This window comes from Methylobacter tundripaludum (genome assembly GCF_002934365.1).
Taxonomy (GTDB): Bacteria; Pseudomonadota; Gammaproteobacteria; order Methylococcales; family Methylomonadaceae; genus Methylobacter_A; species Methylobacter_A tundripaludum_A.
Window position 1 is genome coordinate 1 of record NZ_PTIY01000022.1, and the last position, 16,936, is coordinate 16,936.

At 51.3% G+C, this 16,936-nt stretch carries 17 protein-coding genes; 9 read left to right on the forward strand and 8 right to left on the reverse strand.

Going from position 1 to position 16,936, the window contains the following annotated elements; translation table 11 throughout:
- Positions 1–92: 92 nt before the first annotated feature.
- Both B0F88_RS17530 and B0F88_RS17535 read right to left on the reverse strand, forming a co-directional pair.
- Positions 93–533, reverse strand: a complete 441-nt coding sequence (locus B0F88_RS17530) for a HEAT repeat domain-containing protein (protein WP_219820916.1) — start codon at positions 531–533, stop codon at positions 93–95.
- A gap of 110 nt (positions 534–643) precedes the next feature.
- On the reverse strand, positions 644–934 hold the full coding sequence (locus B0F88_RS17535) for a nucleotidyltransferase family protein (RefSeq protein WP_104425245.1): 291 nt from the start codon (positions 932–934) through the stop codon (positions 644–646).
- Positions 935–1,183: 249 nt separating this feature from the next.
- On the opposite strand from B0F88_RS17535, the gene B0F88_RS17540 reads away from it, so the two are divergent.
- The 4 genes from B0F88_RS17540 (at position 1,184) to B0F88_RS17555 (ending at position 4,203) form a co-directional block, all read left to right on the forward strand.
- Positions 1,184–1,402 carry a hypothetical protein gene (locus B0F88_RS17540; RefSeq protein WP_104425246.1) on the forward strand — a complete coding sequence of 73 codons (219 nt, stop codon included), beginning with the start codon at positions 1,184–1,186 and terminating at the stop codon, positions 1,400–1,402.
- Positions 1,395–1,664, forward strand: a complete 270-nt coding sequence (locus B0F88_RS17545; RefSeq protein ID WP_104425247.1) for a type II toxin-antitoxin system RelE family toxin — start codon at positions 1,395–1,397, stop codon at positions 1,662–1,664. The genes B0F88_RS17540 and B0F88_RS17545 overlap by 8 nt, the downstream gene beginning before the upstream one ends.
- 114 nt (positions 1,665–1,778) lie before the next feature.
- Positions 1,779–2,783, forward strand: a complete 1,005-nt coding sequence (moaA, locus tag B0F88_RS17550) for a GTP 3',8-cyclase MoaA (protein WP_104425248.1) — start codon at positions 1,779–1,781, stop codon at positions 2,781–2,783.
- A gap of 94 nt (positions 2,784–2,877) precedes the next feature.
- A complete protein-coding gene (locus B0F88_RS17555) occupies positions 2,878–4,203 on the forward strand; it encodes a DEAD/DEAH box helicase (RefSeq protein WP_104425249.1) in 1,326 nt (441 codons plus the stop codon).
- A gap of 395 nt (positions 4,204–4,598) precedes the next feature.
- Here the strand turns inward: B0F88_RS17555 and B0F88_RS17565 are convergent, their stop codons facing one another.
- The 3 genes from B0F88_RS17565 to B0F88_RS17575 all read right to left on the reverse strand — a co-directional run bounded on the left by B0F88_RS17565 (position 4,599) and on the right by B0F88_RS17575 (position 6,698).
- A complete protein-coding gene (locus tag B0F88_RS17565; protein ID WP_104425251.1) occupies positions 4,599–5,612 on the reverse strand; it encodes a Gfo/Idh/MocA family protein in 1,014 nt (337 codons plus the stop codon).
- 27 nt (positions 5,613–5,639) lie between these two features.
- Positions 5,640–5,900 carry a DUF5062 family protein gene (locus tag B0F88_RS17570; RefSeq protein WP_104425252.1) on the reverse strand — a complete coding sequence of 87 codons (261 nt, stop codon included), beginning with the start codon at positions 5,898–5,900 and terminating at the stop codon, positions 5,640–5,642.
- 96 nt (positions 5,901–5,996) lie between these two features.
- Positions 5,997–6,698 (reverse strand): arginyltransferase, encoded by a 702-nt coding sequence (locus B0F88_RS17575; protein ID WP_104425253.1) that lies wholly within the window; start codon positions 6,696–6,698, stop codon positions 5,997–5,999.
- Between the two features lie 308 nt (positions 6,699–7,006).
- Between B0F88_RS17575 and B0F88_RS17585 the strand changes: the two genes are divergently transcribed.
- From B0F88_RS17585 to B0F88_RS17600, 3 genes are all read left to right on the forward strand, one after another.
- Positions 7,007–8,341 carry a sigma-70 family RNA polymerase sigma factor gene (locus B0F88_RS17585; protein WP_104425255.1) on the forward strand — a complete coding sequence of 445 codons (1,335 nt, stop codon included), beginning with the start codon at positions 7,007–7,009 and terminating at the stop codon, positions 8,339–8,341.
- Between the two features lie 34 nt (positions 8,342–8,375).
- Positions 8,376–10,313 (forward strand): ATP-dependent zinc metalloprotease FtsH, encoded by a 1,938-nt coding sequence (ftsH, locus tag B0F88_RS17590; protein WP_104425256.1) that lies wholly within the window; start codon positions 8,376–8,378, stop codon positions 10,311–10,313.
- 496 nt (positions 10,314–10,809) lie between these two features.
- On the forward strand, positions 10,810–11,898 hold the full coding sequence (locus tag B0F88_RS17600; protein WP_104425257.1) for an alkene reductase: 1,089 nt from the start codon (positions 10,810–10,812) through the stop codon (positions 11,896–11,898).
- A 131-nt stretch (positions 11,899–12,029) separates the two neighbouring features.
- Here B0F88_RS17600 and B0F88_RS17605 read toward each other — a convergent pair whose 3' ends face one another.
- Entirely contained in the window at positions 12,030–12,872 is an 843-nt protein-coding gene (locus B0F88_RS17605; protein ID WP_104425258.1) for an SDR family oxidoreductase, read from the reverse strand.
- Between the two features lie 2 nt (positions 12,873–12,874).
- Positions 12,875–13,810 carry a YbgA family protein gene (locus tag B0F88_RS17610; RefSeq protein ID WP_104425259.1) on the reverse strand — a complete coding sequence of 312 codons (936 nt, stop codon included), beginning with the start codon at positions 13,808–13,810 and terminating at the stop codon, positions 12,875–12,877.
- 141 nt (positions 13,811–13,951) lie between these two features.
- Between B0F88_RS17610 and B0F88_RS17615 the strand changes: the two genes are divergently transcribed.
- Both B0F88_RS17615 and B0F88_RS17620 read left to right on the forward strand, forming a co-directional pair.
- Entirely contained in the window at positions 13,952–14,380 is a 429-nt protein-coding gene (locus tag B0F88_RS17615; RefSeq protein ID WP_104425260.1) for a DUF1499 domain-containing protein, read from the forward strand.
- Positions 14,381–14,527: 147 nt separating this feature from the next.
- Positions 14,528–15,889: a cryptochrome/photolyase family protein gene (locus tag B0F88_RS17620; RefSeq protein WP_104425261.1), complete on the forward strand. Its 1,362-nt coding sequence runs from the start codon at positions 14,528–14,530 to the stop codon at positions 15,887–15,889.
- 44 nt (positions 15,890–15,933) lie between these two features.
- On the opposite strand, the gene B0F88_RS17625 is transcribed toward B0F88_RS17620, so the two are convergent.
- Positions 15,934–16,836, reverse strand: a complete 903-nt coding sequence (locus B0F88_RS17625) for a TIGR01777 family oxidoreductase (RefSeq protein ID WP_104425262.1) — start codon at positions 16,834–16,836, stop codon at positions 15,934–15,936.
- Between the last annotated feature and the right edge of the window lie 100 nt (positions 16,837–16,936).

Genomic DNA, 16,936 nt, shown 5'->3' on the forward strand with positions numbered 1-16,936 from the left:
ATAATAAGCCAGCTTTCCGACTACGACCGGGCTTGTCCAACAACCGGTTCAGATTGTGGCTCGCTATCGCTCACACAATCTAACCTTATTCGTTATGCCTTTGGCTTTGGCTTTGGCAAACTTGCCAAAACATTCTGTACCCACCGATTGAAGCCGTTGCCCTTCTCATACATATAAATATCGTAGAACTCTGGATACATTTCTTTGAATTTTTCGTTGAATTTCTCTTCTGAGTAAATGCCGCCTATGGCAGTAAACACTACACCCAACCTTCTGTTAATGTCTTTGACTAAATGACCTTTTCTCTTTCGCGGCAGCTTTACGGTTTCACCGAAGGCTTGCAATTTTAAGAAAGCTCGATGCTGAACAGTATGCACTCTGTCATTCAGCATTAGTCTCCACAAAATATCTTTGGACTGTTGACATTTGAATTTCCCCAGCTCCTCAACTGCGGCGAGGCGGGTTTTGTAGCTTGTTCTATCCGCAGCATGTCTCTTAAGCTCTTCAATGTTGTCTGGAACTGTGTTCTCCAAGATCACTCCTCCTATCGGTGACTTCAACTGCATAACGTAATATATACGACATCAATTGTCGTATAAAAACATGTTGTTCAAGATAAAAACGCCATTCACGCTCTATCGGTTCAGACATTGATAGCTTCCTTTTCGATAAAAGGACGTAACTCCGGGCGCAAGGCTTTTTCGGTGACCAGATCGACCGGACACCCTAACTGGTCTTCCAGGTAGAATTGCACGCCAAAATAGCGCGCCGAGGTGGCAGGCCCATCAAATCCAACCAGAATATCCACATCGCTGTTTTCACCGGCATCATCACGAGCGGTTGAACCGAATAATGCCATTTGGGTAACACCGAACTGCTGAGTCAGTATGGGTTTTATTTTTTTGAGTATGGCTAGGGCGTTGTTGCGTTTCATGGCGGTTTTCTGTCAATGATAGCGAGCTATCAAAAGGTCGAATACTTTCAGTGTACCAAAAAAATCGCGGCTGATTGGGAGGAATTTTAAAGACGCTCTTAAGCATGTCGGCAGATGCCCGCTATAAAAGGTCAATACCATGTTAATATTGATGTCTGGAATTTTTTTTTCGCAGCCCTAATGAATCTTCGTTTCCTCGCGTAGGAACAATGAAACTAGCCGCAAAAACGACACCAAGGGGATTAAACAATGACAGCAGTAATTCTTGACGAACAACTCGACAGACAATTTAGTCAGCTGGCTAAACAAGCTCATATCTCTATAGACCAAGCCGTTAATGATGCCTTACGCGAATATTTAGTCGATTATAACGATGCTCAGCTTGCGGAAAAAGCGCTGGATGAACTTGATAACAATGAAGACGAGTTGATTGACTGGAACGAGGCTAAAAAAAGCCTTTATGAGTAAATGGCAAGTCAAGTTAAAGGGCAGTGCGGCAAAATCTTTAAAATCACTCGATACCGGTATAAAGCAGCGAATTGAACGGTTTATAGGCCAGCTCATCGAAACTGATAATCCACGTTCGCACGGTAAAGCGCTGCAAGGAAAGCGATATGCCGGATTATGGCGTTATCGAATTGGAGATTATCGGCTGATTTGTCAGATAAAAGACGGCGAGTTAATCATCTTGCTGTTGGAAATTGGACACAGGAAAGACATTTATAAATAATCCATCATAGCGGCTCAGCCGTTTCCAAATGCGACGGTTCGGAACATAGAAGCTCTCTATAAAAGCCCAATACTATGTTAATATTGGCGTCTTGGATTTTTTATCGCCGCGCCAATGACTAAGTCTCCCCCCTCCCAATTAATCGACCGCTTCGGCAGAATCGTTGATTATTTGAGAATCTCGATTACCGACCGCTGTGATTTCCGTTGCCTGTATTGCATGGCTGAGGACATGACGTTCCTGCCGCGCGCGCAGGTTTTGACGCTGGAAGAGATTTATACGCTGGCCCTAGCATTCGCCGAATTGGGCGTGAAGAAAATCAGGATCACCGGCGGCGAGCCTTTGGTCAGGAAAGGTGCGTTGGAGCTGTTGCAAAACATCGGCCGTATAGAAAGTCTGAATGAGCTGGTGATAACGACCAACGGCTCTCAGCTTGAAACGATGGCGGCGTCTTTAAAAGAGGCGGGCGTAAAACGCATTAATATCAGCCTGGATACGCTGGATGCCGACAAGTTTAAGGCGATCACCCGAACCGGTGATTTGGCGCAGGTGCTTAGAGGCATTCAGGCCGCCAAGGCGGCAGGGTTTGAGCGGATAAAAATCAATGCGGTCATTCTCAAGGACAGGAATCATCTGGAAGTGAACGACCTGGTCCGGTTTGCGGTCGATAACGGCATCGACATCAGCTTTATCGAGGAAATGCCGCTGGGCGTCGTCAGTCAGCATGACCGGGCCGACGCCTATTATTCCAGCGATTTGATCAAGGCCGATTTGGCGGAGCATTTTGCTTTAATCGCCACGCCTGAAAAAACCGGTGGGCCGTCGAATTATTTTAATGTGTCTGGTACTCAAACCCGCGTCGGCTTTATTTCCCCGCACAGCGAGAACTTTTGCAGTACCTGTAACCGGGTGCGCTTGACTGTTGAAGGGCGCTTGCTGTTATGCCTGGGTAATGAGCATTCGGTCGATTTAAAGCAGGTCATCAGGGTTCATCCGGGCGACATGGCGGCGCTGAAACAAGCTATTGTCGATGCGATGCTGATTAAGCCGGAAAAACACGAATTTAATATTAACGAGCAGCCGGTTATATTGCGGTATATGAGTATGACTGGAGGCTAAGGGCGAAAGACGAAAGGCGAAAAAATCCCTTTGACCCTTAGTCTTTCGCCCTTAGCCCTTTGCCTTCTTTCCCCTTTACCTGAGATTTTAAAAAATGTCTTTCGCCCAGCTCGGCTTAGCCGACGAACTCCTTAAAGCCGTAGCCGATCAAGGCTATGTCACGCCTACACCGGTACAACAAAAAGCCATCCCCTTGATCCTTGAAGGCAAGGACGTATTGGCAGGCGCGCAAACCGGCACCGGAAAAACCGCCAGTTTCACCTTGCCGTTATTGCAGCGGCTGGCCGAGAGTCACGACCCGCATCAAAAGCCGCGCCGCGTTCGCGCTTTAATTTTGGTACCAACCCGCGAATTGGCCGCGCAGGTGTATGAAAGCGTAAAAACTTACGGCGCGCATTTGCCGTTGCATGCGGAAGCGGTGATCGGCGGCGCGAGCATCGGCATCCAGACCCGCCAGTTACGCCGGGGCTGCGACATCGTCGTGGCGACGCCGGGGCGCTTGATCGACCATGTGCAGCAGCGCAACATCAATCTGTCCAACGTGGAAATACTGGTGCTGGACGAAGCGGACCGCATGCTCGATATGGGTTTTTTGCCCGACATTAAGCAAATCATGGCGCTGATCCCGAAGAATCGGCAGAGTCTGTTGTTTTCCGCGACCGTGCCTAATGCGATCAAATCTCTGGCGGCTCAGTTGTTGAACAATCCGGTTGAGGTCGAAGTCGCCAAGCAAAACGCCACGGCTGAAAATGTCTCGGAAAGGGTTTACGGCATCGGACGCGAGTACAAGCGCGAATTATTGTCCTATCTGATCGGCAGCAATAACTGGAAGCAGGTGCTGGTATTCGTGCGCACCAAACACGGCGCAGATCGCCTGGAAAAACAGTTGGTCGAGGACGGCATCCGCACTGCGGCGCTGCATGGCGACAAAACCCAGGGCGCACGCAACAAGGCGCTGGAGTATTTTAAAACCGGCAAGGTTTCGGTATTGGTTGCGACCGATATTGCCGCACGCGGCCTGGATATTGACGACTTGCCGCATGTGGTGAATTTTGATTTGCCGCAGGTGCCGGAAGATTATGTGCACCGGATCGGCCGTACCGGACGCGCCGGTTCGAGCGGCGAGGCCTTGTCGCTGGTGTGTCCCGAAGAAGCCTGGATGCTGGTGGAAATTGAGAAACTGCTCAAGCGGCAAATTCCGCGTGTGGCCGATACCGGTTATGAGCCGGTTTCGTTGAAGGTAATCGATGCGCCGAAAAAGCATGTCCCCAACAAAACGACCGGCAAGAAAGATATGCGGCATACCAAAAAACCGGCCGCTCGCGGCGCTAAATCGGCGGTTCGGGACGTTAAACAGCCTGACGGCAAGCGGATCGATTCAAGAGGCAAGGGCAGGTCGGGTTCCAGGGGTAAGGCTTAAGCCCAATAAGTGGCGAGCCTGTAACCTGCGCGGTGTCAGGGAAGCGCTGAATAAACCGCTCCCGTTCATGGTTCGACAGGCTCACCACGAACGGAATCAATGTCTTACCGTTCGTCCTGAACCTGTCGAAGGACTAAATCAGAGCGACCTTAGCCTATGCACCGCATGATCGTGCCGACTAAGGATTTGGTTAAAAATAACTTCCCGAAATCATTATTTTCGCTTGTCAAGCCGTTCGTGCTGACCCTTCGGCTACGCTCAGGACTAAAGGCCTTGTCGAAGCATGATCGGCTTGACGCGGCGGGACGAAATTTTTCCGCCCACCCTTCGACAAGCTCAGGGCGAACGGAAAAATTTCATCCGTTCAATATCGAGAAGTTATTACTGACCATATCCTAAGCCAGCTTGACTAATTGCCCGGTCGCCGCAGATTCCAACGCGGCGACGATAATTTGGCAATTGGCTTTCGCATCGTCCAGCGACAGCTTCGGGGCATTGCCGTTCAATACGCAATCGCTGAAATGCTCGATTTCCAGCTTGAAATGATTAGCCGCGGGCAGCCATTCTTCATTCGGTTCTCCGTCTTCAGTCCACCAGGAAATCACCGGCGCATCGCCGGGCATACACCAGACGTTGTGGCATTTAATGCCGCCCTTGGTGCCGATGATTTCATATTCGCAGCGTCTTGCGCGTTCGAAGCTGAAATCGAAATGCGCGTATTTTCCGTCACCGAAATTGATGATGCCGCTGGTTGCAATATCGGCGCCGCTCTCGACATACTTCGCTATCGCGGTGACCGAGACCGCAGGCTCGTCGAAAAACATCCGCGCGGAATGGATCGCGTAACAGCCGATGTCCCACATCGCGCCGCCGCCGTTTTCGATATTTTCCGCCAGACGATAGATTCGCGCAGGCCGCATCATGAACGAATAGCTGGAGCGTACCGACCTTATTTCGCCGATCAGCCCCGAATCGATTAATTCCCGCACTCTCGCATGTTGCGGGTGGAAGCGGTACATAAAGCCTTCCATCACGGTAACCTTATGCCGTTGCGCGGCGGCTTTAATGGCGTCTATATCGGCTGCGGTCAGCGCCATAGGCTTTTCGCACAGGACATGCTTGCCGTGTTCGATAGCGCGCAGCGTCCACTCGGCATGTTCGCGATTGGAAAGCGGCAGGTACACGGCATCGACTTCTTTATCGCCGAGCAAGGCTTCAAGGTCGTCATAAGTCCGCACCTGTTGCTGTTGCGGCGCGTATTGAGCCAGCGTTTGCGCGGCCGCGCCGGGACGGCGGCTGGCTACGGCGACCAGTTCCGCGTTGGACGCTTCGACGATGGCCGGCATCAGCCGTTCGTTGATACGCGCCGCACCTAAAATACCCCAGCGCAGTTTTGTTGTGTTGTTCATCGGATTTACCTTGGGTGTCGGGTTTGTTTATTTCAAGAGGGCATGATCTTTGGGCAATTGCCGCGCTATCCATAACGCTAATTTGTGTTTCATATTCACCCCGTTTTCCTGATCTATCGCCAATGGCTGAATAAGCTGATCATTGACCAGCAGACGATAAAGACATTCGACCTTGTCTTTTGCCGAATCCGTCGAGGTAAATCCGCTGTAGCCGCGATTTTTAGCGTAATTCTCGGCCACCTCGATTGCCTTTTTCAGCAGCTGGGGTTCGTTTTTTAACTTAGTCATTGATGTCCGTCCTTTATCAATATGTGAGCTTTCATCATAACCAATTCAGCGAAGTGATTGCAAAGAGTGTCTGTCTGCGATATTTGTCCATGCCGCTCAGGTTTCTAAAAAATCCCACTGCTGATTAATAAAACCTTGCAGGGGTTGGTATTGGTTTTTGTAGCTCATTTTTTGACAGTCGGCGATCCAAAAGCCCAGATACAGCCATTCCAACCCTTGTCGTTGCGCGTGTTGAATTTGCCACAGCACCGCGTAAACGCCGGGGCTATAGCTGGAAAATTTGGGATCGAAGAAAGTGTAAACGGCGGACAAAGCATTATTCAGGCGGTCTACAATCGCAACGGCAGCCAGCTCACCGGCACAAAAAAATTCTACAAATTGGGTGTCGCACCAGGAACTGCCTAAAAACTTTATGTATTCGGCAGGGTTGGAGTTTGCCATGTTGCCATCGGCATGACGCTGGTTTTGGTAGCGCAGATAAAGATCGTAATGGGCTTGTTCGAAGACGGCCGGTTTGATGACGGCTGTGGTTTGCCGGTTTTTTTGCAAGCAACGCTGTTGGCGGCGATTGGGTTTAAATTGCGCAACGGGTAAGCGCACCGGAACGCATTGCGAGCATTGCGGACAATAGGGGCAGTAAACATCGTCGCCGCTACGCCTGAAACCGTGCGCGATCAGGTGCGAATAAACGGCGGTATTAAGCCCGAATGAGGGCTTAACAAATGCGGATTGCGCCTGCTGACCCTCCAGGTAGCTGCAAGGATGCGGGGCGGTAATCAATAAAGGTATAGAGGCCATATAGGTTGCTGTCCGAGGCAGGTGGAAACTCAAGATGTATTCTATCGGTTTCACACTAAGGCAGAAGCAGAATCTTGGTTGAAACGGCATAAAGAAAATTGTGGCTGTCGTATAGATACCGCCCAAAGAGCGAAACTCATCGTTCGATTCACTCACCGGCACGAACCAAAGGGCCTGCACCGGATATACCCTATTTTTATAAGGATTTTTATTCAAGGAAATGGGGATTATGATGATATGAAATTCATAAATTCTGTTCACCGCATTATTTTCTACAGGGAGTTCCGGCGGATTAACTGGGGGCTGTGATGTATTCAAATAAACAGGTGTCGATGACGCGAACGATGGTTGTTAAAGGCGCGGATGGAGGGAAGCAAAGCGCTGAACATTATAATTTTCAACTAGCGGGCAAGTTGGAAGCCGGTAAAGCCCAGCTGGTTAATATCCTGTCGCAATTCCCCGCCACCGCGTTATGTTTGCTTTATCGGTACGAGGCTGGCGCTTGCAATCCAGATTCGGCAGCCGATGCGGAACTGACGGCGGCTTTAGCCGGAATCAAGCACGCTTACTTACTGGCCAGCCTGTCGTTTTCAGCTAGAGGCTTCAACCGCGAGGCCGGTTTCGATGAAAAACAGTCTTTAACCGAGGCGCTACGGGCATTTCCTTTTTCGATTGACGATCTGCTGGTGCTGACTGAGCTCGTTGTCTATGCTTCGAAGGTTCGAGATGCCTGCGGCCGATTGTCCGAAAAGCATTCCGGCTTGCTTATTAAGCGCAGGGAAGTATCAAGTCGCTGCGGTAAGTTAAATCTGTCTGATATAATCGACGCCGTGCGCGGCAGTCAATTCGACGAGCATTTTCTGTTTTTGTCCGGCGACGATATGCGGCGCTATGTGGCTGATATGGTTGCTGCGGAACGTCTCTGGCTAAGTTCAAGGCAGGAATTGGCCGAGGCGAACTCCGGTTTGGTCATGTTCATCGCCAACCAGTACAGGAGCAGTTTTTTGGACTTTGACGACTTGGTGCAGGAAGGGCAAACAGGTTTGTTAAGGGCTATCGATAAATTCGATTACCATTTGGGTTTTCAGTTCTCAACTTATGCGGCCTATTGGATCAAACAGGCTATTTCCCGCGCGCTGTCCCGTTGCGAAAGAGTCGTGCGAGTGCCTTGCGAGCAAGTGGCGAATATCCATAAAGTACTGCGCGCCAAAAGTGAACTGCTTGCAAAAACGGGCAGGAAGCCTTCGATTAAGGAGTTGGCCGACTATTCAAAAATACCCGATGAGCAAATAAATGTTATTTTATCCATTTCGCAAACGGCGGTGCCGCTGGAAAATTTGGATGGCGATGAAGAAACATTAGCCCCGATTGATGTTTTAGAGCAGCAGGTTTTTGCTAATCCGTTTAAAAAAATAGAGCAATCGGACCTTAAAGCCTGGATAGCCAAAGCGGTTAAAACCCTTGATCCACGGGAACTAAAGGTGATTTGTTGCCACTTTGGCATCAATACCGGTAATGAAATGACTTTGCAGGAAATTGGCGCGGAACTTAACTTAACCCGTGAACGGGTCAGGCAGATTCAAGTGATGGCGCTCAATAAAATGAAACTCAGCTACGGTAAGCAATTAATGGGTTTTTTATGATTAACGCTTGTTAAAGCGAGACCAGGAGATACAAATGAATAAGTATTTGTTCAATATTATATTTTTTATCGTCGTGGCCGTAGGCGGGTATTTGATTTATGACCGCTTACAAACCACGCCTCCGCTACAGGATTCCCTGGCCTATTCGGATTTTATCAGCAAGGTAAAGCACGGTCAGGTTGAGCGTGTGGAAGTGTCCGGGCAAATGATCGGCGTTCGGACTTCAGACGGTCAAAACTATCAGACGTTTAATCCCGGCGACGGGCATTTAATCGACGATCTTCTGAGCAACGGCGTTCAGATAAGAACGGTGCCTCCCGAGCAGGAGACATTGTTCATGAAGATCTTCATCTCCTGGTTTCCGATGCTGTTGATGATAGTGGTCTTTATTATTTACATGCGCAGAACGCAAGGCGGCATGGGGGGCGGCGGTTTTGGCAAGAGCAAGGCCAAAATGCTAGAAGAAGACAAAATGACCGTCCACTTTAGCGACGTTGCCGGTTGCGAAGAAGCCAAAGAAGAAGTGGCCGAGCTGGTTGATTTTCTGCGCGATCCGCAAAAATTCCAGAAACTGGGCGGGCAAATTCCGCGCGGCATTTTGATGGTCGGTCCTCCGGGAACCGGTAAGACCCTGATTGCCAAAGCCATTGCCGGCGAAGCGGGGGTCAAGTTTTTTACCATTTCAGGTTCGGATTTTGTCGAAATGTTTGTCGGCGTCGGTGCGTCCAGGGTCAGGGATATGTTTGCTCAGGCCAAGGAACACGCGCCTTGCATCATCTTTATCGACGAAATCGACGCGGTCGGCCGCCAGCGCGGCGGTCCCGGCATGGGCGGCGGCAATGACGAACGGGAACAAACCCTGAATCAATTGCTGGTGGAAATGGATGGGTTCAACGGTAACGAAGGCGTTATCGTGATCGCGGCAACCAACCGCGCTGACGTGTTGGATAAAGCCCTGCTCAGACCGGGCCGTTTCGACCGTCAAGTCAACGTCGGTCTGCCCGATGTGCGCGGACGCGAGCAAATCCTGAATGTGCATATCAAAAAAGTGCCTGCGGCTGCCGATGTCGAGTTGAAATACCTTGCCAGGGGAACGCCGGGCTTTTCTGGCGCCGATCTTGCCAATGTGGTCAATGAAGCCGCGCTGTTTGCCGCGCGCTCGAACAAACAGGAAGTCAGCATGGCCGATCTGGAAAAAGCCAAGGATAAAATCCTGATGGGCGCAGAGCGGCATACGATGGTCATGACCGAAGAGGACAAATTGCTAACCGCGTACCATGAAGCGGGGCATTGCATTGTCGGGCAAAAATCACCCGATCATGACTCCGTTTATAAAGTCAGCATCATGCCCAGAGGCAGGGCTTTGGGTATCACCATGTTCCTGCCCGACAGGGACCAGTACAGCGCCAGCAAGCGTAAGCTGGAAAGCCAGATAGCCAGCCTGTTCGGCGGCAGGATTGCGGAGCTGATGATTTACGGCGGCGACCGGGTGACCACGGGCGCATCGAATGACATTGAGCGCGCCACCGAATTGGCCCGCAACATGGTTACGCGCTGGGGTTTGTCCGACAAGCTCGGTCCGCTGGTTTACGGCGAGGAAGGCGGCCGGCCGTTTATGGGGCATCCGGGCGCACCGGGCAGTTCCGTATCCGACAATGTCGCCCATCTTATCGACGAAGAAATCCGCGCCGTGATCGACCGGAACTATCAACGCGCCGAAACCATTTTGCAGGAAAATATCGACATCCTGCACAAAATGGCCGATGCGCTGATGAAATGGGAAACCATAGACCGCTTGCAAATCGAGGATTTAATGGCCGGTAAGGATCCACGTCCGCCGGCGGAAGATAATGATGAGCAAATGAGCAAGCCTTCGGAGCCTGGCAATGACGCGCCGGGAAATGAAGCTCAGGATAAGACTGAAAAAAAAGTAGTTAACGCAACAACCAATAAACCTGCCGGACAGGTTTGAAGTCAGAGTTAAAGTATAACGAAACATGGAATTGCAATAACAATAACGCCGCTTTTTAGCGGCGTTATTGTTATATTTGCTGTTCAGCTATATTGTAAAACTTAGCATTCAAACCCAATGGTTAAGAAGAAAATGATTGATTCGTTAGCAAAATTATCTGTCTTGCTCGTTATATTTTCTATAGGGTTGTCGTCTTGCGCCGAGTTTAAAGAGGCGGGAAGAACAATAGGCCATACGACCCGCAATGTCACTAGGGAAATTGGGCATGGCACCAGGGATGTTGTCAGAGAAATCGGGCATGGTACGAAACGTGTGGTTAACTCCATTGGGGAGGAAGCTACAGATGGGGCAAAGCCGCCGGCCGATGACGAGCAATGAGTTACGGATTTTTTAAATAGCCCGGTTGGATGGGCTGACGTTTGACCCCAGCAAAATTCGGTATTGTGCATAGCCGTTGAATTTTGGAAACCCACATTTATCCTAATAGGAGTGCATCATGACAGTGGTAACCCGCGATAAAAACAACCTGTTTTCTCCGATATTATTCGGTGATTTGGCCTTAGCCAACCGGATAATCATGGCGCCGTTGACGCGCAACCGGGCGGGCGATGGCAATGTGCCTCAGGACATGAATGTAGAGTATTACCGGCAGCGCGCCGGTGCCGGTTTGATTATCAGCGAAGGCAGTCAAATATCGCCCGGCGGCGTCGGCTATCCGCGAACTCCCGGCATCCATTCCGAAGCGCAGGTTAAAGGCTGGAAGCGCGTGACCGATGCGGTTCATAACGAAGGCGGGCGGATTTTTATCCAGCTCTGGCATACCGGCAGAATCTCCCACTCATCGTTGCAGCCCGATCATCGGCTGCCGGTTGCGCCGTCCGCGCTGAAAGCCGCCGGTCAGGCTGTGACCTATGAAGGCATGCAGGATTTTGAAACGCCTCATGCGCTGACTCTCGATGAGTTGCCCGGCATCGTCGCCGATTATGCAAGCGCCGCGCAAAATGCCAAAGCGGCCGGTTTCGATGGCGTGGAGATTCATGCCGCCAACGGTTATCTGCTGGACCAGTTTTTAAGAGACGGAACCAACCGGCGGGAAGATAGCTACGGCGGCGATATTGCCAAGCGGATGCGTTTGCTGGTTGACGTGGTTGACGCCGTCGCCGCCGTCTGGGGAGACCATCGGGTTGGGGTACGGCTGTCGCCGGAAAACAGCTTTAACGATATTAAAGACAGCCGGCCGCAGCAGACGTTTAACGCCGTCGCCAGGAAATTATCGGAGTATCCGTTGGCTTATCTTCATGTGTTGGAAGGCGACATGTTGACCGGTGAGCGGCATGTGGACTATCTGGCGTTAAGAAACTGTTTTTCCGGTCTTTACATGGCTAATAACGGCTATGACCTGGAGCGCGGCAATAGCGCGATTGAACAGGGCCATGCCGACATGGTGGCATTTGGTAAGCTGTTTATCGCTAACCCGGATTTGCCGGTGCGGTTTGCTAAAAAACTGCCGCTGAATACGCCGGATCAGGCGACTTTTTATGGCGGGGATGAGAAGGGTTATACCGATTATTCGAAGTATATTTAGCTTTTTCTCGTTCCCACTATTTTACTCGGCGTAGCGCGCCTGTACTGCATTCCCACGCAGCGCGTGGGAATGAGAAAAAGAACACCACGAAGTTTTTTAGTTGTTTTTCCTTCGTGCCTTCGTGGTAAAAATTAACCACCCCGTGCGGCGATTAACTCCAGATAGCCGTCTTTATAGCTCGGATATTCAAACTGATACCCCAATGCCTTTAACCTGGTGTTGTTGCAGCGTTTGTTCATCCCTGCATCAGCATCGACTGCCTTAATAACCGGCGGCGGGCAATGCAATCGTTCCGCCAGCCAGCTTACCACTTCCCACGTCGGCGCCGGATCGTCATCACTGGCAAGATAACATTGTGCCAATGTTTCGCCCGCTAAACACTGTTCCAGCAAAAAAGCCAAAACGCCGACGCAGTCCCGTTGATGTATCCGGTTGGTGAAATAAGGCGGGGTTTGCTGTATGGCCGGTGTTTGCATCGCTTGTCTTAACAGGTATTCCCGTCCCGGCCCGTAAATGCCGGAAAAACGCACCACGACATTAGCCGGGTTTGACGCGATCAATCCTTGTTCGGCCTGCCGGATCAAACGGCTGGTGATATTGCCCGGCTCTGCCGGTGAATCTTCGTCCACCCATTCGCCTTGATTCTGCCCGTAGACGCTGGTCGATGAAACCATTGTCCAGTGCGTTTCCGGGAGCCGGTCGAGCAGATTGTCCAGGCCGGTTTGATACACAGCGCGATAGCTTTGTTCATTACGCCCGTCAGGCGAAACTATAAAAAACGCCTGGGCAAAGTCGGCGTCCAAACCAGCCAGATTGGCGGCGGAACTTATATCGGCAGCGACATAGTGGACAGAACCGGAAGCCGATAGCGGCGGCTTACGTTTTAGTCCGGTGACATCGTGGCCTTTAGCCGATAAGACAGCGGCAAGCTCCGAACCTATCGCACCGCAGCCGACAATTAATATTTTCGACATGGTTACAGTTGATTGATCAGTTGCAGTTCCTGCGGATAAGGCGACATGTAGTAGGACTCTTCTATATACGGATCGGGACTTTTGCGGAAATGATGATTAAGCAGCGTTAATGGTACTATCAGCGGGACATAGCCATTGCGATAACGCTCAATTACTTCGCAAAGCTCGGCTTTGTCATCGGCGCTTAAGTCCTTTTTTAAATAGCCCTGAATGTGCTGCAAGACATTGACGTGATTTTTGCGGCTGGCCACTTTTTTAAGCGCAGTCATCAGCTGCAAAATATACTGCTCTGCAACTTGCGCAAGGTTGGCTTTAGTGACGCCCGCCAACAGTTGCCCCAGATCCCGGTAGTCTTCATGACTCATGATGATCAGTTTATGGCGTGCATGAAACTTCGTCAGGCCGCTCGGCGTAAGCCCATCCGCCAGCATTGTTTTCCAGCGGTAGAGCACGTAAACGCGCTGGATGAAGTTCTCGCGCAGGCCCGGGTCGCCAAGCCTGCCTTCTTCCTCGACCGGCAACAGCGGATTCAGACGCATCATTTCCCGGGCGTAAATGCCGACGCCGTCTTTATGCGGTTGAGCGCCCACATAAACCTTCACCCGTTCCATGCCGCAGCTGGGAGAATCCTTTTTTAAAATATAACCGCACAAGTCGGCGTGTAAATCTTTTTGGTATTCGGCATGACTGCGCAAGCGGTCAGTGACATCCATTTCAGGGTCTTTAATGCCCACACAGCGCACCGTGTTATCAATTTTTACCAGATGAATGGTTGGGCGCGGCGTGCCCAGGCCAATTTCCACTTCCGGGCAAAAAGCTTGAAAATCAAAATATTCGCTCAGAGTGCCGGTGATATAAGAATCCCGTTTGTGCCCTCCATCAAAGCGGACATTCTGACCCAATAAACAGCCACTGATACCGATAGGGATTTTTTTCATAGAGTTTTGATGCTTGGTAGGTGTAAGATTTTTTACTTTAGCACTAAAACTTTACGGTGTGGATGGTTTTTGTATTGCTGGCATTTGCGCCGGATTGGTGAGATGCTTTTATTGCGGCGATCTTTTTCAGGAAGCACACTGATGAAACTTACAACCCTTCTTTATATTATCGTTATGACATTAAGCACAATCTCTCAGGCATCGGAAAAAAAATTAGCACCCTGTCCAAGCAGCCCCAACTGCGTTTCCAGCCAAGCGGCAGACGAAGGCCATTTCATTGCGCCGTTTAAAATTACCGGCAATGTTGAGGAGGCCTGGGCGGAGTTGAAAAAAGCGCTGACCGGCCAAAGCCGCACCGTGATTACCAGCGAAACCGGCGGCACGCTTCATGCCGAGGCGACCAGCCTGGTGTTTCGTTTTGTCGATGACATAGACGCGATACTGGATGCGGAGGCCGGGTTAATCCATATCCGTTCCGCATCGCGCGTCGGTTACGGCGATTTCGGGGTTAACCGCAAGCGGGTGGAAATGCTCCGCGCGCAGCTGCAACAGGCGCATGTTGTTGAGTAAAGGTTCAACCCAGAAAGCAGCGTTGAGATTTCAAAATCCCGTTCGCCCTGAGCATGTCGAAGGGCTTAGCACGAACGGTTTGGGTTCAAAAATAGGACTAAAAATGTCCGTTCAATATCTTTTGCGCGGTTATTAAAAAAGGTTTCGATGACCAGCTACTCGACTTCATTATTCATTTTCCGCCGCGACCTGCGTCTGCATGACAATACTGCGTTGCATGAAGCCTTGAGGCTTTCGCAGCAGGTGATTCCCTGCTTTATTTTCGACCCGAGACAGATTGAGCCCCATCCTTACCAGAGCCAGCCGGGCTTGCAATTTATGTTGCAGTCTATTGACGATCTCCAGCAGCAATTGCAAACGGCAGGCGGCAAACTCGCGCTTTATCATGCGCCGCCTGAGCAGGCCATAAAGCAGCTGGCCGAACAGCATCACATAGAAGCCGTGTTTATCAATCGCGATTACACGCCGTTCAGCCGGCGGCGCGACGACGAGTTGGACGCTGTTTGCAACCGGCTGGGCATTGCGCTGCATATACTCCCCGACCTTCTGCTTAATGAGCCGGAGCAAGCCGTGAAAAGCGATAAAACCGCCTATAAAGTGTTCACGGCGTTTTATAACAATGCCAGACAGTTTCCGGTTACGCTGCCGCAGGCTTTGCCGGAACAAAGTTTTTTAACTGCGGCGTCTGAATTGACCATCGAGCAGCTAGGTTTATCGACAGCAGAATCGTCAATCAAAGGCGGCCGCAAGCAGGCGCTGGCGATACTGGAACGGCTCGGCGACTGTGCCGATTACCAAAACACCCGAGATTTTCCGGCGCTGGATGCGACCAGCAAACTTTCCGCGCATCTAAAGTTCGGCACCTGTTCGGTGCGGGAGGTTTATTATGCGGTTATTGAACGATTAGGCAGCGAACATCCGCTGATCAGGCAATTGTACTGGCGCGATTTTTTCACCCATATCGCCTACCACTTTCCGCAGGTGTTCGGACGGGCTTTTGTGGAAAGGTTTGCCGATCTGCATTGGGATAACAACCCCGATCATTTCCAGGCCTGGTGCGATGGCAAAACCGGCTTTCCGATCGTGGATGCCGGGATGCGCGAGTTGAACGCCACCGGTTTTATGCATAACCGGGTGCGGATGATTGTCGCCTCATTTCTGGTCAAAGACCTGCATATCGACTGGCGTTGGGGCGAGCGCTACTTTGCCCGGCATCTGGTCGATTACGATCCCTGCGTCAATAACGGTAACTGGCAATGGGCCGCCTCAACCGGCTGCGATGCGCAGCCTTATTTCAGGATTTTCAATCCCTGGCTACAGCAGCTGAAATTTGACCCGGACTGCCGGTACATTTATCGCTGGCTGCCGGAGCTGCAAGCCTTTCCGCCCAAGATCATTCATCAATGGGACAAAAAACACAGCGTATGCGGTTACCCGGCGCCGATTATCGATCATGGCCGCGAGAGCCAACTAGCCAAGGCCCGGTTTAAGGAAATGATCAATAAGTAGCGTTGGAGTCCAAAGCTTGCTTTGGCCGGTCAAAGTCGGCTTGGCTATTTATGCGACAACGCCTCAGCCAACGCAGCAGTAAGGTCGGTATATTGAAACTTGAATCCCTGAGCCAGCAGCCGTTCCGGCACAACCCGCTGGCTGCCCAACACCAGCTGAGACATTTCGCCGAGCAGCATTTTTAACAACCAGGCCGGAACCGGCAGCAGGGCGGGACGTTTCAGGCATTGCGCCAGAATCCGAGTGAATTCGGTATTGGTGACAGGGTTAGGGGCGGTCGCGTTGTAAGCGCCCCGCAGAGTGGAATCGGCGATCATCGTCAGCGCGATATTGATCCAGTCCTGCCGGTGAATCCAGGACATCCATTGCCGCCCGCCGCCCAAGCGCCCGCCCAGTCCCAGGCGAAACGGCGGCAACATCCGTTGCAGAAAACCGCCGCCGTCGGCAATGACCAAGCCGGTCCTGATCAGGCAGACCCTGACGCCGAATTGTTCGGCCTGTTTCGCGGCGGCTTCCCAATCGGCGCAAAGCTGCTGCGGGAAATCCTCATAGGGCGTTGATTGTTCGGTTAGCACCGTGTCGCCCTGGTCGCCGTAATAGCCGATGGCGGAGCCGCTGATTAACAACTCGGGCTTAACCGTCATGCGATCGATACAGGTTATCAAGTGTTCAGTCAGGCCGATGCGGCTATCCCTGATCAGCCGCTTGCGCGCCTCGCTCCAGCGGGCGTCGACAATCGGCGCTCCGGCCAGATTGATGATGACCTGATAGCTGTGTTCCGCTTTAAGTTGGGTCAGACTACCCAATGCATTAACGCCCGAGCCGCATGTTTGGGCTACCTTGTCCGGGCTGCGGCTTAACACCGTAACCGCATGGCCTTGATTGATCAGGTTTTTAGCCAATGCGCTGCCAATAAAACCGGTACCGCCGGTAATCAGTATGTTCATAATCGTGTCCTCATAACCATTAGGATTGATTTGGAAAATTTTTAGCTATGCCCACAAGGCATTAACCCAATAGTGACAGTAAAATAGGGGGTAGACCAAT